The organism is Treponema berlinense, assembly GCF_052273165.1.
GTDB lineage: Bacteria > Spirochaetota > Spirochaetia > Treponematales > Treponemataceae > Treponema_D > Treponema_D berlinense_A.
Genome location: NZ_DAVZIU010000002.1, coordinates 93,267 through 108,873 on the forward strand (window position 1 = coordinate 93,267; position 15,607 = coordinate 108,873).

Sequence of the window (15,607 nt, forward strand, 5' to 3'; positions counted from 1 at the left end):
ACTCGATTATATTATAATCTAAAAATGCTGTCTAGTATTTATTAAATCAGTTTTTCAAATTATAATAAATTTATGCGCAGTTCATCTACTTTTGCAACAATTCTTGCTCTTAAACAATCTGGAGAAAACAACCGTTCTGTAACACTCCTTACACCTCAAGACGGAATTGTTTACGCAACTCTTTATGGTGGCCCAAAAAGCAAATTTCGTTCGCTTGTAAGCCCATTTAACTGCGGAACTGCATATCTTTACAAAGACGAAACAAAAAACTCCTGCAAAATAACCGATTTTGACGTAAAATCCTATCATCCATCGTTTAGAGAAAATCTTTTTAAAACCTATGCGGCAAGTTTTGCTTCGGAAATCATAATAAAATCACGCTGCGCAGGAAGCCCAGAGCAGGCATTCTATCTTTTTAATGGACTTTTGGACGGAATGGAACAGAGCACAGAAAACAATAGCAGGCTCGGTCTTATCCGTTTTTTGTGGCGTTACACAGGAATTTTAGGAATGAGACCAGACGCGCAATTCTGCTGCCAATGCGGAAAATCTTTTTTATCAGATAAAATTGACCAAAACGCGCAAATTTTCTGCGGAATGTACAGCGAACGCGAAAACGGATTTGTGTGCAGAGACTGTCTTTCAAACACACAAACAGAAAATCGAAACAGTTTTTTTCTTTCCAAAACTTCGTTAACATATCTTCAAGCAGTTTCGGTTCTAAAACCAAAAGATGTCCGCGAAATAATAATTGATGAAAAAACAATGATTGAATTAAAAGACTTTTGCTATTTTTTAATTCAAAATGTATGCGGAACAAGATTCCTTTCGCTTGAATCAGGAATTGCTATTCTTTAAGTTGCAAAAAAAATAAAAACAGGATTATAAAATGAAAAAATGGATTAAAAAACCGGTTCTAAAAGAATCAGTAAACGAAATGACACAAAAATACGGAATTGACGCAATCACCGCTTCAATTCTAATTCGCCGCGGAATTACAAAAAGTAGCGACATACTTTATTTTTTGGAAGACGACAAAAGATTTTTGCACAATCCGTTTGAATTTTCAGCGATGGAAGACGCCGTTGATAGAATTCTTCAGGCTCAGGAAGAAGGAGAAATCGTCCTGATTTTTGGAGACCGCGATGTAGACGGAATTTCAAGCACTACGATTTTATACGAACAGCTCAAGTCTATGGGAATCGAAGTTGACTGGAGACTTCCAGGCGGAAATGACGGTTATGGACTTTCAATCGAAGCCGTAGACGAATTTTACAAAAAAAACGGAACGCTCATCATTACGGTTGACTGTGGAATTTCAAACAACGCAGAAATCGCCCATGCGGCAGAGCTCGGAATCGACACGATAGTTCTTGACCACCACAACCCTCCCGAACAGCTTCCAAGTCCGGCAATAATCGTTGACCAAAAATGCGAAAATTCACAATATCCTTTCCACGATATTTCTGGAGCAGCAATCGCCTGCAAAACCGCTGCAGCCCTCCGCTTTACAAAATCTGAGCTTTACAAACAGGAAATCTGCCTGCTTACAGCGCGCAAAGAAAACGAAGAGAACGTTATTGAATGCCTAAAAGTCCGGAACCTCGTAAAACAGGAAATTTTAGTTCAAAAAATAGTTCCCTTGAGCGTGCCGTTTTCAAAGACAAAATTTCTTTCCTTTTTGACAGGACAACAGATTTTTGTATGGAACAAAAGCGAAACCATGAAAGTTTTGAGCGAAACTTTCGGTTCTGCAATCGAATTCAACGTTCTCGACCTCAGAAATGAAGTTTCAAAAATATTTCCTCAATTTTCAGAAAAAAGCCTTTTAGATTTAAAAAAAGCGTCAATTCTCGCAAAATACAACGAAACTGACGGAACACAGATTGAAACATTTTTCAATATTTTTGTAACCTACATCAATACTGTAACTGCAAAACAATTTCCAAAAGACAGCATTCAGGAAGAAAAAGACTTTCAGCTTGCAGCGCTTGCCGCACTCGCAGACATAATGCCTCTCAAAGACGAAAACCGCATAATCGTCAGACAGGGGCTAAAATCAATAAACTCAGGAAATGCGCGTCCAGGCTTAATCGAACTCCTCTCAAAACTAAAACTTTTGGGCACAACGGTGACAAGCACAAAATTAAGCTGGAATGTAGTTCCTGTTTTAAATGCCACAGGACGCCTCGGACAGCCAGAACTTGGAATGAAACTTTTTCTCGAAAAAGATCCGTACAAAAGAGACAGGCTTGCTGACGAAATACTCGAAATGAACTGCAAACGAAAAGAACTCGGTCAAAAAGCCTGGGAAATCGCCTCAAAAACAGCAGAAGAAAGCATAAAACACTACGATGGAAAACTCTGCGTAATAATCGACAAAGACATAAACCGCGGAGTTTCAGGAATTCTTGCAGGAAGACTTACTTCAACATATAAAATTCCGTCAATGGCAGTCACGGTTGTCGATGGAATTGCAATCGGCTCAATGCGCAGTTGCCGTGGATTTTTGCTTCCGCCATTTTTGGACAAAATGTCCGATATTTTTATAAATCACGGTGGACACAACCTTGCGGCAGGATTCAGTTTTGAAGAATCCAAGATGGAAGAATTCAAAAAACGACTTGAACTGCTCTGCAAAGAAATTGAACTGAACGACGAAGAAGAAAGCGAAAATATCGAAATCGATGCCGAACTCCCTCCTCAATATCTAAAACCAGAAATTTTAAATATAATCGACCGTTTTGAGCCTTACGGCGAAGAAAATCCAGAACTCACATTTTTGAGTCAGGGAATGAAAATTCAAGACGGAATTCTCATGGGAAAACCAGAGCCAATTCACCTGAAATTGATTCTTGACGCTGGAGAAACAAAATGGCCAGCAATATTCTTTGGCGAAAGCGAACGGCTTCATAGAGACTTTGACAAGGGAGATTCGATAAATATTTTGTATCAGATTCAGCGCAACGTCTTTAACGGAAATGTAACTCCGCAGATGATTTTGTCCGAAACACAATTGATAAACAAGTAGAATCCAGCTTGATTTTAAGAATTTGCAATTGCTTCGCAGGCAGAACTACTTTAAGAGAGACAGAAACTGCTCTTCTGTAATTACTGGAATTCCTAATTTTGCGGCCTTTACATTTTTTGAAGAACCGCTTGCAGTATCGTTTGTTACAAGATAAGAAAGATCTTTTGTGACAGACGATTTGCAGGTTCCGCCGTTTTTCTTTACGAGGGATTCGGCGTCCAGCCTTTTCATCGTCACAAGTTCACCAGTAAAACAAAAAGATTTACCTGCAAAAACACCAGAAGAAATGCCTTCTTCAACTTGAATATAGTTTTTAGAGAGAAAAATAAGCTCGTCTTTATTTTCTTCAAGACCTTCAAAAAAATTTCTGGCAGAAATTTCTGCAAATCCATAGACTTTTGCAAAATCTTCAACTTTAGCTCCAAGCATTTTTTCCAAAGTGTTAAATCCGCTGTCCACAAGTTTTTGAATCATAGTCTCGCCCATGTCTTCAATATCAAAACCCGCAATAAAGGTTGCTAATTTTGCTTTTCTGTGAGATTGAATTGAATCATAAACTTTCTGCGCTCCAAGACTTTCTTTTTCTTTTTGAAGGCTTTCTTCATTCAAAAAATACGGTGTCAGTTCTTCAACTGTAAGAGTATACAAATCGCTAATCGAACGCACCCTGGAAGAATTAAAAAGCGATTTTATCAAAGTTTCACCAAGGTCGCGAATGTCAATCACGCTAATCCATTTTAGAAGCTGATGCAAAATTCTTTTTTCGCAGTTTTTATTTGGACAAAAAAGCCTTGTTCCTTCGTCCGTAAGTTTTGAACCGCAACAGGAACATTTTTCTGGAATCTGAATTTCTGAAAATACCTGCCCTTTTTCTTCTGGAACGACGCTTTCGATTTTTGGAATTATTTCTCCGCGCTTTACTACGACGATTTTGCTTCCGATTTTTACACCGAGCCTTCGCATTGTTTCGGGATTTGAAAGAGACGCCCTCTGCACTGTAGTTCCATTCAGCTGAACTTCATCAAAAACAGCTACAGGAGTATAAGTTGATCCAGATTCACTCCATTCAACCTTGCGCAGAACAGACACCGCTTCTTCCAGGCTGAATTTAAATGCAATCTGTCTGTCTGGGCGCGCTCGACTTGCGTCTGCATGGTTTATTGTCCGCTCTTTTACAACAAGTCCGTCTATGTCGTATTCAAGATTTTTTCTTTCTTCCATAACAGATGCGCGATATTCAATCACTTCATCTGCTGAATGGCAAATTTTTAAAGGAACAACATTAAATCCGCAGTTTTTAAGCCAGATGATTTTTTCCTCTTCATCCTTAAAAGGCTGATTTCCGTCCGAAGCCCAAGCATCGTAAGTAATGAGTTTTAGATTTTCGCTTCCAAGACCGTCTTTTCTTTTCATAAGACCGTTGGCGGCATTTCGGCAATTCGCTTTATCGGCATACAAACTGTCATGAACAGAATGCGTCATTATAACTTCGCCACGCACGCCACCCGTATAATCAAGAATTTTTCCATCTAAAGAGCAAAGTGCTGCTGGAACTCCGTGCATTTTTTTTGCATTAAGAGTAATGTCATCGCCGACAGTCCCGTCTCCGCGAGTTACTGCAACTTTTAAAATTCCATGCTCAAACTGAAGCTCAAGACTTGCACCGTCAAGTTTATATTCAACAAGATATTCTGAATAAGAATGATTTTTTGTCCATGATAAAAACTGCTGAGGATCGGCGGCTTTTTCCTGACTTCCCATAGGCATGATATGGCGCACTTTTGCAAAATTCCCGCTGTCCGCTCCAACTTTTTGCAGAACAGAATTTTTCGGATCCAAAAGTTTTAATTCATCCCAGAGTTTATCAAATTCAAAATCCGAAATTTCCGCTTCCCCGTTGTAATAAGAAGCCTGATATTTTTTTATTAAACTAACTAATTCTGAAATTCTTGCGCTTTGACCTATGTCAAAAAGATCTCCCATAAAAACCTCTCTTTTTAAGGCTGACGCTCTCACAATTTTTGGCAAATTACTGCTTTATAAACATCATCTCGTTGATTACGCGGTTTGCATCGATTCCTTTTTGCTCAAAACGAGTCTCAGGTCGCCACTGCTGATGAGGAGCGTAACCTTCATATTTGTTTTTTAGACCAGGGGTTTTTTCAAGTTGCTCAAAACCAAATTCCGCGTAAGGAAGCCAGTCCGTAACAAAATACAGATAACCGTCTTTTTTTAAGCGTGAAGCAATCAAGTCCGTTCTCGGTCTCTGAATCAACCGTCTTTTTTCATGGCGTTTTTTCTGCCACGGATCTGGAAAGAAGATATGAAAAGCATCGACGCTTTCAGGAGCAATCATGTTTTCCAAAACTTCCATTGCGTCGTGTTCGATTATGCGGATATTTTTTAAATTCCGTGTCCTAATTTCTCCAAGAAGTTTTCCAACTCCAGGCTTATGAACTTCAAGACCGAGATAGTTTATATCAGGATTATTTTCTGCAATTATCGCAGTAGCTTTTCCCATTCCAAAGCCGATTTCGATTACTACAGGATTTTTATTTCCAAAAATTTTCTCAAAATCCAAAACGTCTTCTTTGTATTGAACTCCAAAAATCGGTAAAAGCTGGGCATAATCTTTTTTTTCGCAAGCTGTAAAATGACCAGCACGAATTGCAAAGGTGCGGATTGTGCGCTTCATCGACTCTTCGGCAGAAAGCGAGCATTTTTTATTTTCTGTTTCTGCAATTTCACTCATAAATCAAATCCTTTTTTTTATTTTTCAATTAAATTTTCAAGAGGAAGTTTTATAACGACAGCTCCGGAAGTATCCGTCAAAATCCGTCTTTTAAAAAAAGCCCGACTGTATTCTTTTAAAATATCAGAATTTTTCTTCCAGGCTCTTTTTGCAGTTCCATAAAAAAGCATGTTCATGTTTTTGTCAAAAAGAATGACAACTTCACTTAAATTTATGCCAGCTGCCTTGCGGACATTTTCTGGTTTTGACTTAAGAATTTCTTCGTTATATTTTATAAAAAATTTTTCTTCAGCTTCGTTTCCAGCGGCATCTGTATATAAAACTTCATATTCACCATTTTTTATAACCTTGCGTTCTGGCGCGAGCAAAGACGGATAACCAATCCAGTTTTTGTCCTGGCTTTCAAAAATAACCGGAGAATAAATATTCCAACTGTAATTTTCCTCAATTTCTGTAATTTTTAGAAAATCCGCCCTCTGAGCTTCGTATTCGCCCTGAACAAAGACGGAAAGACTTGTTTCTGGGAGCGATTTTTCATCTTTGTAATCAAAAACAACGCTCGCATTTACAGAAAGAATATTTGCGGACGATTCGGAACACGACGAAAAAAGAAAACCTGTCAAAATCAGACACAATGGGAGACAAAAAGACAGACTGCTTATTTTTAAATTTCGAGGGTTTTTCATTTGACCTAAAAATTAAAAATAAGGTTTATGACCGTCAAATCGCTTGAAGAGAACTGATTTACGATTGATTCAAATTTTACGTTCACTTTTTTGCAGGCATCATCAAGGTAAGAAAGGTAATAAAGTCCCAGATCTGTGCTTTCCTGACCTTCTGGCAATTCACGGTAAAAGTCAATCAGCGATTTTTTATTAGTATCGGCAGAAGCCTTCGATTCGATATTTTCCTTTACTTCCTGAAATTCATCATCTTTATTATAAAGAGTAATCTGAAGCCTTCCTTGCTTTCCGATTGCAGACGAACCGCCACCGAGTTTCCAAGAAATAAAAACCTGCTCGTGGTTGCGCTTTAATTCGGCAACAATTTTTTCACGCTGCTCAGGATCGTAAATAAGCGTATCAACATCTTCAATTCCTGCAAACATACGCTTTGCTTCCTTACGCATATTTGTATTTTCACTGTTGAGGGCAAGCTCCATTACAAGAATTGAAATATATTCGGCAACACGGCTCTTTTCCATATAAACCTGAAGAAGATGGCGAATTGCAATATTGATTTGAGAAAAACCTTCCGTACGGTAGAATTTTGTAATTATGTACCAGTTCATCAAAGAAAGACGGTTCAAAAATTTTTCTGTCATAAGAAGATAGATGTTTTTTTCTTCGAGAGAATAGTCTTTATTTTCCATCAAAGATTTCCAGACTGGATCCAAAATTTCCTTTTTTGCAAGCTGAACATTCGCCTTTTGAGAAGCAAGCATCTGTCTGAGCTGGTTTTCTGACATTTTTGTGCGTTCATCAATCAACTGAGTAGGATTTTTACGGTTGTGCTTTTGAACAGCATCGGTTTGAATAAAATCCGCAAAAAGTTGGCGGTCAAATTGTTTGTAAAGAAGTGAATAAACCACAACTTTTGAAAGATCCATAACTTCCTGACGAACAGAAACAAATTCCGACATAGAAATTTCAATTTTTGAAATATAATTCACCAAAATCATATTTTGCAAAGACTGAGGTGAAAATGGATTCAGCGAAATTCCATATTCTTCAATATTGTCAGCAAGCCTGAAACGCAAAAGTTTTATTTTATGACTGATAAAATGTGATGCTCCCTCTTCTGTCAAAATGACTTTGAGCGGTAGATTAAGTGAAAATTTTTTTTCAGCAGACATCTTTTCTCCAACTAGTGGCTCTAATTATACTGCAAGGGGCTTGCATTGTAAACCTTCAAATTATATTCTGTTAGAATGAGTTTTAATGTTCTGCGGAAGTTTTTAATTTCTTTACTGCTATTGAATTACATTGTTTTTTATCCGCAGGCGCAAAGTGCCGAAAAAAAACTTCTGAAAGGAGCGGAACTTTCGCTTTACACAGAACAACTGCTTGAAAAATCCGATTTTTCTTTTCAAAGGATTGAGCTTGCCCCGACAGGAAACGACATTTTTGCGTTCAATATAAACGTTCGCCTTGAACCTTCGTTGCCAGCGGTTTCGGCAAAAACAATGCTGATTCTTGTCTCTCAGGAAGATTTTTTTGAATATCTGGAAGAAATTTTATCGCTTGTCGAAAAAACAAAAAAAATAAAAAGGGCATTTCCAGTTGAATTCGTTTTTACAGCCCTTGATGACAGAAATAATCTTTTTCCAGAATATAAGTTTTTTTTACAGGGAACTGAAAACTTTGCAGGAAATTTAGACGACGGTTCAGAATATTTTGCTGTCTTGATCAACTTTTCAAAAAATACAAAAGCAAAGGCGGAAATTTTTACAACTGGCGGAAAAAGCTCAACTCCAATGTGGCTTGCAAAGGAAACTGTAGATTCTTTTTTAAGCAAAAACATTCCTTTTTCTGTTCCGCAAAAACTTCTTTCAATTTACAGGGCTGGGCTTCTTTTTGGCGATGAACAGATGGCGGCTTTTTTTAAAGAAGGAGTTCCTTGCATAAAACTGCAATTTTCTAAGGTTGAACAGATTTCTGCGCTTGAAAACTTTATTCAAAATCATATTCCTTCTCAAAACGAAAAAAATGATGTTCATTATTCTTTTATCACTCTGGCAAACCACACTTTCTGGATAAATGAATTTAAAAATATACTTTCTGTCGAGATTTTCGGAATCCTTGTAATTCTTTTTTTAGTCTGCTTTACTTTTACTGGAAAAAATCGGCTTCAGTCAAAAAAAGATTTTTCAAGATATTGGCTTTTTATTCCAGCAATGCTGTGCGCAAGCGTTTTTTCGCTTTATGCCGGACAATTTTGCTGCAAAAATCTGGCTTTTATCGCTCAGGCGAATCCCGTAATTCAATTTGCAGCAAAACTCTTTATTTCCGTAATCGTAATTTCCGTATTTTTTCTGTTTCAGGTGCATTTAAAGCTTCCTGTCACATCGTTCATCTACGGTTTTATGATTATTTTGGTTTCTGCGGCAAATATTTTTCTTTTCAGCATGGCGGACATAACGGTTTTTTGGGTATTTGCCCTTGAATATTTTATAATTTACTTTACGCGGAATTCTTCAAAATTGCTTTCACTTATAATTACGTTCTCTCTTATGCTCCTGCCTTTTTTGTCTTATGTTGCAGTTTATTTTGCAAACGTAAACGCTCCTGACATAAAAATTTTAATTTCGAGCGGAAAACAGGTAAATATCATGCTCAGCCTTATTCTTTTTCCGTTCCAAATTGTCTGGCTAAAAATTCTTGTACGTCTTCGCGTTCTCAACAAAGACAAATCTCTCAGCCTAAAAAAAATCGCAGGATTTACTTTTATTTCGGCCGCAATAATTGTCGCCGTCATAACGCTTTTTGCTTTTTTGACGACAGAATTTGTCTACAACAAAAAGCACGACTTTGAAAAACCTCAAATTCTCGAAGATTCAACGAAAAAAAATCTTTTTTGTAAAATTTTTAACGACGATTCTTCAATGCTCCGCTCAAGCAGATTAAAAATAAAATCAAAAAAACAGGCAGTCCGATGTTCTGTAAACATTTCGAGCGAGAAAAATACGCCGGTTTTAGATTCAAATTACAGTTATCTGGTTTTAAATAATTCAAAAACTGCGGATTTCAATATTCCCGACTTTCCGCCGCAGAATTTTGAAATTGAGTTTTCAACGGAAAAAAACACTTCAAAAATCGTCACGATAACTTCTTTTTACGCAACAGAAAATCAAAATGAATTTGAAAAAGAAACCGTCTCTATTTTTGTTTCCGGGGATAAGGCAAAGTGAAAAATTTTTTCATCCATGCAGATTTAGACGCATTTTTTGCCTCAGTTGAAATTCTTGACCATCCGGAATGGAAAAATCTTCCTGTAATTGTCGGTGGAAAACCGGAAGACCGCAGGGCTGTTGTTTCGACAGCCTCATACGAAGCCAGAAAATACGGAGTTCATTCGGCAATGCCAACCGCAATAGCGTCAAGGCTGTGTCCAAACGGGATTTTTGTTCATCCGAGAATGAAGCGCTATCTTGAGATGTCTGGAAAAATTATGGAAATTTTTTCGCGATATTCTCCAGACGTGCAGCAGATTTCAATCGATGAAGCCTTTATCGACCTTACAGGAACAGAAAAACTTTTCGGTCCTCCAAACGAAACTGCAAAAAAAATAAAGGACGATGTAAAAAGAGAAACAGGACTTACGGTTTCAATCGGACTTGCGCCGACAAAATACCTTGCAAAACTCGCCTCAGAAATAAAAAAACCGGATGGATTTTTTGAAGTAAAAGAAGGAAACGAAGAAAACTTTATGCTTTCGCTTTCGCTAAAAAAAATCTGGGGAATCGGAGAAAAAACTCTCGCCCTGCTAAACAAAAACGGAATAAACACGACAAAAGACCTTCATTCAAAACCAAAAAATCTTCTTGCAGCTCTTTTTGGACAGGTGACAGGAACTTTTTTATACGATGCAGTCCGCGGCCAGGAAAAAGAAACATTCAATCAAACTCCAAAAACCCACACAATCAGCGCAGAAAACACTTATCCTTTTGACCTGACCTCAAAAGAGGCAATCGAAACTGCTCTTCTCGAATTAAGTTACACGGTAATATGGCGGATGCGAAAAGAAAATTTAAGAAGTTGGACAATCGGCCTGAAAATCCGCTACGAAAATTTTACAACGACAACAATCCAGGAAACTTCGACCAGAGAAATCAGCAGCATTGACGACCTTTTTGAACGTGCAAAAAAACTATTCGGCAAAAAAGCGGACACTTCAAAAGGAATAAGGCTTTTGGGACTCGCCCTGCAAAACACAGAAAGCGCCTCAAATCCACATCAGGCGGAGCTTTTTAATTTTGATGAAGAAAAGAAACGGAAGGTTGAAGAAGCGGTTTTAAAAGCAGAAAAAAAAATACCTGGAATAAAAATTACAAAGGCAAGGCTTTTAGGAAAAGATTCGTTAAAAAGCATTGTTTTTTTTGTCATTCCGTCAGTTTTTTTTATATTTTCCACACAAAAAATATTCTCTTCGCCATTAACTTCTACTCAGACCGAAAGAAATGCGGACGGAGCAGGTTCAATTGTTTTTAATTCGACTTTGCTTCCGCCTCAAACAGAAGAATCTGACGAAATTCCGCTTAAAGAAAAAAAAAGCCTCTTTAACTATTCAATTTTTGACAAAAATATCGATTTTTTTGCCGAAGGCTACTGGAAATCCCTCGTAAACGGAGGATTTTCTTCAAGTTTTGGATTCGGCTCAACGCCGGCGCTTTCGCTCATTGCTCCAGTTGTTTTATCAGAAGTCAACCTTAGCCTGTTTTTTTTGCTTGAAAAACACTGGTACTTTGAAGCCGATTTTGCAGACCATTTTGACAAAAACACGGTTGCGGCAGGATACTACGGAGACGGAATTTTAAAAAACGCAAGGATTTCAAACCGCGGAATTATTTTTGAATCTGGCTATTCAATCGACGATTTAAACCGTAGTCCTGGTGGTGGCGAAAACCTTGCTCCAGGAATTTCTGCCCATTTTGAGACACCAACTTTAAGCGCAGATGCAATTTTGAGGTACGATTCCCTCGAATCAAAATCTAAAACCTGGTACGGAAAAAACAGCGTTTCTGAGCAAAAAATAGAACTTTCTGACTACGAAACTGGCTTTCAATTCGTACTTCCTTCAAGACAAGCCGTTCTTGCCGTAAAATCAGTTTTTGTAGAAAATTCAGACGGAAATTACAAGGACGAAAACGGCCGGACGTTCAAAAAATTAAATTCATCTCAATTTCTATTAAGCGCGTCAAATTATTCAATTTTTCTTTCAAAAGAAGCAAAAGCATATAAAATTTCTGGAACTTTGCCAGCTATTGCAATTGAATACGACTCTTCCTACCCGGCTTTAGTTGCACTTTCCGAACTTGGAACTTATGGAGAATCAGGAGAAAAAAATGGAAGCGGATTTTTGGGTGAAGTCCAAGGAAATTTTTCAAAAAACTTAAAAAACTATTCGCTTCCAAAAACTGGAAAAATTGACGGAAACGAGGTATTTTATATTCAATATCCAAAGAAATTTTCACCATACGCTGTCTGCTACCGTTACGACGCAGGACTTTTATCTTCCGGAGAAGCAGCAGTTTGTTCTGGCACAACCTCAGTTCAAAATGAAAATTTTTTTGTTACTCTAGGCGAAAACGATTTTTCGGACGTTCTGACAGATTTTTTTAATTCATCGCACATTTATGCTGACGTTTTTTTTAAAAATTCCTATTCTTCACTTTCTTCAGAATACAGATTTCCTTTTTGTTCGGAGGCTGAAGAAATTTATCTTGGACTAAAGCCTTCTTCAGATTTAAAAGTCTGCGTACGAAGTTTTACGCCAATAAACCGTTTTGAGATCGGCACGAATGCAAGAGGCGGAACAGTCCTTGTTTATAAAAACGGAATTCAGGATGCTGGTGCAGCTTACGACAAGGAATCCGGCTGCATAACGCTCTCAACTTCTGTTTCGGCTTCCGACAAAATCACGGCTCAATGGTACGAAGACAGTTCAGATTCGTCTTCTGGGGCAATTACGGCGGCAGGCGGAATAAAAAAACAGTTCACAAAAAATATTAGCGGAGATTTCGCTTTTGCAGGAAGCTGGACTCTTCCAAACACAGACAACGAAAAAAATTACACGACCTTAACAACTTCTTCTCCAGGACATGCAGTTTTTGCAACAGGACTTGAATATTCGACCGAAAATTTTAAATTCAAGAACACAGGAGCCGTAAGTCTTGAAAGCTCAAACACGACTGGAAAATGCCTGATTTCGGGAATGGACGAAGAAAAAACAGAAACCTTTTATCTTGCAAAAGACGCCACCGTCAGCATTCCAGACGACATTCTGCCGGTTTTAAACTCGCGGCCAGGCGAAAGTGAACGGAACATTGAACTAAAAGGCTCTAAAAACGGTTCAATTGAAGCAAAAAACGGACAATCTGATTCTTCGATTACAGGTTATTCGGCAAGTTTTGAATGGGATTTTTCTAATTTTTCCGAAAATGCGGCAGAAGACTCACCTTTTTGGGCAGGAACCTCGCTTAAATTTCCAGCACTTTCTGGAATTTTGCCTTCATGCAGCGAATTTTCACTTGCCTTAAAAATCGATGAAAATTCCAGTTTTTTTAACCTTTCGGATTTTGAACTTTACCTTCAGCTCGGTGTAAATACCGACGAAAAACTGAGTTTTGAAGACAAAAATCAAATTCCCACCTGGAAAATCGGAAGTTCAGAAGGACAATGCGACTCAGACGTTAAAATTGCGTTCAATAAAGCAAAAAAAGGCGAATGGCAGACTATTACAGTAAAAATTTTGGACGAAGAAAAATCTCTTCTTGCGACAGACTGCGGAGGAAGGCTCATTCTCACTTCAAAGTCAAAAAAAGCTGGAAGAATTTTTGCTGGACCTTACGAAGCAAAGGAATCGGGATTTTTTTTAAGCACCGAAAACGGTTCAGATTATGAAGTTTTTACAACACGTGAAAAAGCTGGAAGCTCAAACTACATGACTTTTTTTGAGTTCAACAATTCTTCAGAAGAAATTTTTACGATTACAAGATATTTTGGCGAAATCAACCTCGAAGGCTACAAGTTTTTAAGGTTGAATACAAAATTCTCTTCAAAAAATTTAATTTGTAACGACGAAACTTTTTTGATTTTAACATTTGACCGACCTCAAAGCGACGGAAGTTTTAAAACCGCTGTAAAAATAACACTGAACGCAGAAGACCTTGCAAAACTTTCGCAGATACAAAAATTTTCCGACATAAAAATAAATCTTTCCGAAAAAAAATCAAATTACGGCTCGGTTGAAAAAATCGACGTTTCTGTCGTTCCAACCAGATTCTGCGCCGAATTTCATTCAGTTTCGCAGACAGAACTTGCCTTCGACAGTTTTATGCTTACGGACACTTCGCCTTATTTTCTTCTTCAAGATATTGTAAAAACTTCCTGGCAAAAAAACGGAGAAATCATAAAAATAAAAGATTATGCAATTCTCAAAGACGCAGGTTTTCAAGCTGACGGAAAAACCAGTTCTCAGATAAACAGTGGCGATTCAGAAAACAAAAATTATTTTTCTGGAAGCGCAAAAACAAGTTTTACTTTTTCGGAAATTTATTTTTCGATTGACGCAGGACGCTCGGTGGATTCGGTAATGCCGCTTTCTTCGGCTTCGCACACAGTCAAAAACACAAAACCTTTTTTTAAAATTTTAAGTATTGAAGAAAATTATTCCTTTAACCACGATGATGAAAGCCTCAAAAAATCCAATTCGATTTTAGCAAATTTTTCGTCGCTCAATTTTCCATTTGTTTTTTCAGCAGACGCTTCTGCAGATTCAGACATTTGGGCACAAAACCAGAATATTTCTGCAAAAATTCACTTAAAAACCCGGCCTTTTGTTTTTGAAATGCAGTCGGGCGCAAAACAAAAAATAATTTCCACAAATTCTAGAGAAACAAAATATTACGACACAAAAAATTATTTTGATTCCTGGAATAAAATCACTTCTCTAGAATTTAGCCAAGGAAAACAAGAAGCTACAAAAAGAAATGTTTTTGCAAAGGCAAATTTAAAATTCAACCTGGAAAAAAATAACTTTTCTCCCGAATATAATTTTTATTCCGAAGAAAGTTACAAAAATTCGGCATATATAACTTATTCAGACAAGACAAGCCAGACTTTTTCCGTTCCTTTTTCAATAAAAAAGAATAATTTTTCTTTCAGTTGGAAAAAATCCACTGGCGGAACACAAAAAACGGACAAAAACGAAAATTATTCGGACGATTTTGAACAGCTTGCCTCCACGTTGAACAAAAAAATCTGGTATTTTAAGACGATTCCGTTTTACGACATTTTCAGCAGTTCAATAAAAAATAAAGTTTTAAAAGATCCGATGCTGGATGAATACTCGACCGAAAACATCTACTATACTTCTCTTTATTCTGCCAGTTGGAAAAGAAATTTCTTTGGAAATTCAACAGACTTTTTTTTACCACAAAACGCTTCGCTTTCTTTTGAGCGCGACATAAAAACTTCTTCTTCGATAACCGACGTATGCCAACTAAAAGGAATTCTGGGTTTTAGTGCGTTGAATGTTTTTGGAAAAAACAGTGCGATTCACCTTACAGACCTTTTTGAACAGGATGAATACCTTACGTCTTTTTCGCTTACCTTAAAAACTCCTGGCCAGAATTTTTCATCTTCTGTAGTGCTAATTTCGTTTTACCAGCAGGATATTTTTTACATAAAAAAAGACGAAACCTTAAAGGCTGGATTTGAGTTTTCTTTTGAAGACAAAAACAATCTTTCTGCAAAGTCTACTCTTGTCTGGAAAAGGCCTGGAGAATCTTCTTTGATTGAAAAATTTTTCGTTTATTTTTTTAAGCGGTTTGAACTTTTTTCCGCACAAAAAACACAAAATCAAACAAAAATAAACCGTTCTGACAGTCTGAATGTTGTTTTTTCGAGAGCAAGCTCTTCTACAACAACAGGAACAAAGGTCTCCGAGCATAATTTTTTTGAATATCTTCACGCTTTGGACATTCAACTGAATAAATTCGTCTGCATAAACAGTTCGCTCGGCTTAAGTTACAGCTGCTATTGGAACAAAAATGCAAGTCTTTCGGCAAGTGCCCAAATCGGAGCGACTATAAAATTCTAAAT

The 15,607-nt window shown here is 37.4% G+C and carries 8 protein-coding genes; 4 read left to right on the plus strand and 4 right to left on the minus strand.

Annotated features, from left to right (window positions below; all coding sequences use genetic code 11):
• Positions 1–72: 72 nt before the first annotated feature.
• Both recO and recJ read left to right on the plus strand, forming a co-directional pair.
• The gene (gene recO / locus ACT6XC_RS01620) at positions 73–858 is read left to right on the plus strand and encodes a DNA repair protein RecO (protein ID WP_443740578.1); all 786 of its coding nucleotides are present in this window, start codon (positions 73–75) and stop codon (positions 856–858) included.
• A 31-nt stretch (positions 859–889) separates the two neighbouring features.
• Positions 890–3,031, plus strand: a complete 2,142-nt coding sequence (gene recJ, locus ACT6XC_RS01625) for a single-stranded-DNA-specific exonuclease RecJ (protein WP_443740579.1) — start codon at positions 890–892, stop codon at positions 3,029–3,031.
• 45 nt (positions 3,032–3,076) lie between these two features.
• Here recJ and ligA read toward each other — a convergent pair whose 3' ends face one another.
• The 4 genes from ligA to ACT6XC_RS01645 all read right to left on the minus strand — a co-directional run bounded on the left by ligA (position 3,077) and on the right by ACT6XC_RS01645 (position 7,638).
• Positions 3,077–5,014 (minus strand): NAD-dependent DNA ligase LigA, encoded by a 1,938-nt coding sequence (gene ligA / locus ACT6XC_RS01630; protein ID WP_443740580.1) that lies wholly within the window; start codon positions 5,012–5,014, stop codon positions 3,077–3,079.
• A gap of 46 nt (positions 5,015–5,060) precedes the next feature.
• Positions 5,061–5,726, minus strand: a complete 666-nt coding sequence (trmB, locus tag ACT6XC_RS01635) for a tRNA (guanosine(46)-N7)-methyltransferase TrmB (RefSeq protein WP_443740630.1) — start codon at positions 5,724–5,726, stop codon at positions 5,061–5,063.
• Between the two features lie 74 nt (positions 5,727–5,800).
• Complete coding sequence (locus ACT6XC_RS01640) at positions 5,801–6,469, minus strand: hypothetical protein (protein WP_443737163.1); 669 nt, start codon at positions 6,467–6,469, stop codon at positions 5,801–5,803.
• Positions 6,470–6,474: 5 nt separating this feature from the next.
• A complete protein-coding gene (locus ACT6XC_RS01645) occupies positions 6,475–7,638 on the minus strand; it encodes a hypothetical protein (protein WP_443737164.1) in 1,164 nt (387 codons plus the stop codon).
• Positions 7,639–7,713: 75 nt separating this feature from the next.
• On the opposite strand from ACT6XC_RS01645, the gene ACT6XC_RS01650 reads away from it, so the two are divergent.
• Positions 7,714–9,693: a hypothetical protein gene (locus ACT6XC_RS01650; protein ID WP_443740581.1), complete on the plus strand. Its 1,980-nt coding sequence runs from the start codon at positions 7,714–7,716 to the stop codon at positions 9,691–9,693.
• The gene (gene dinB / locus ACT6XC_RS01655; protein WP_443740582.1) at positions 9,690–15,605 is read left to right on the plus strand and encodes a DNA polymerase IV; all 5,916 of its coding nucleotides are present in this window, start codon (positions 9,690–9,692) and stop codon (positions 15,603–15,605) included. Before ACT6XC_RS01650 ends, dinB begins: the two co-directional genes overlap by 4 nt.
• Positions 15,606–15,607 lie beyond the last annotated feature (2 nt).

Coding starts and splice junctions, on each gene's coding strand:
- ACT6XC_RS01645 (WP_443737164.1), bottom strand. CDS start 7,638: ATGTCTGCTGAAAAAAAATTTTCACTTAATCTACCGCTCAAAGTCATT.
- ACT6XC_RS01640 (WP_443737163.1), bottom strand. CDS start 6,469: ATGAAAAACCCTCGAAATTTAAAAATAAGCAGTCTGTCTTTTTGTCTC.
- ACT6XC_RS01650 (WP_443740581.1), top strand. CDS start 7,714: ATGAGTTTTAATGTTCTGCGGAAGTTTTTAATTTCTTTACTGCTATTG.
- recO (WP_443740578.1), top strand. CDS start 73: ATGCGCAGTTCATCTACTTTTGCAACAATTCTTGCTCTTAAACAATCT.
- ligA (WP_443740580.1), bottom strand. CDS start 5,014: ATGGGAGATCTTTTTGACATAGGTCAAAGCGCAAGAATTTCAGAATTA.
- recJ (WP_443740579.1), top strand. CDS start 890: ATGAAAAAATGGATTAAAAAACCGGTTCTAAAAGAATCAGTAAACGAA.
- trmB (WP_443740630.1), bottom strand. CDS start 5,726: ATGAAGCGCACAATCCGCACCTTTGCAATTCGTGCTGGTCATTTTACA.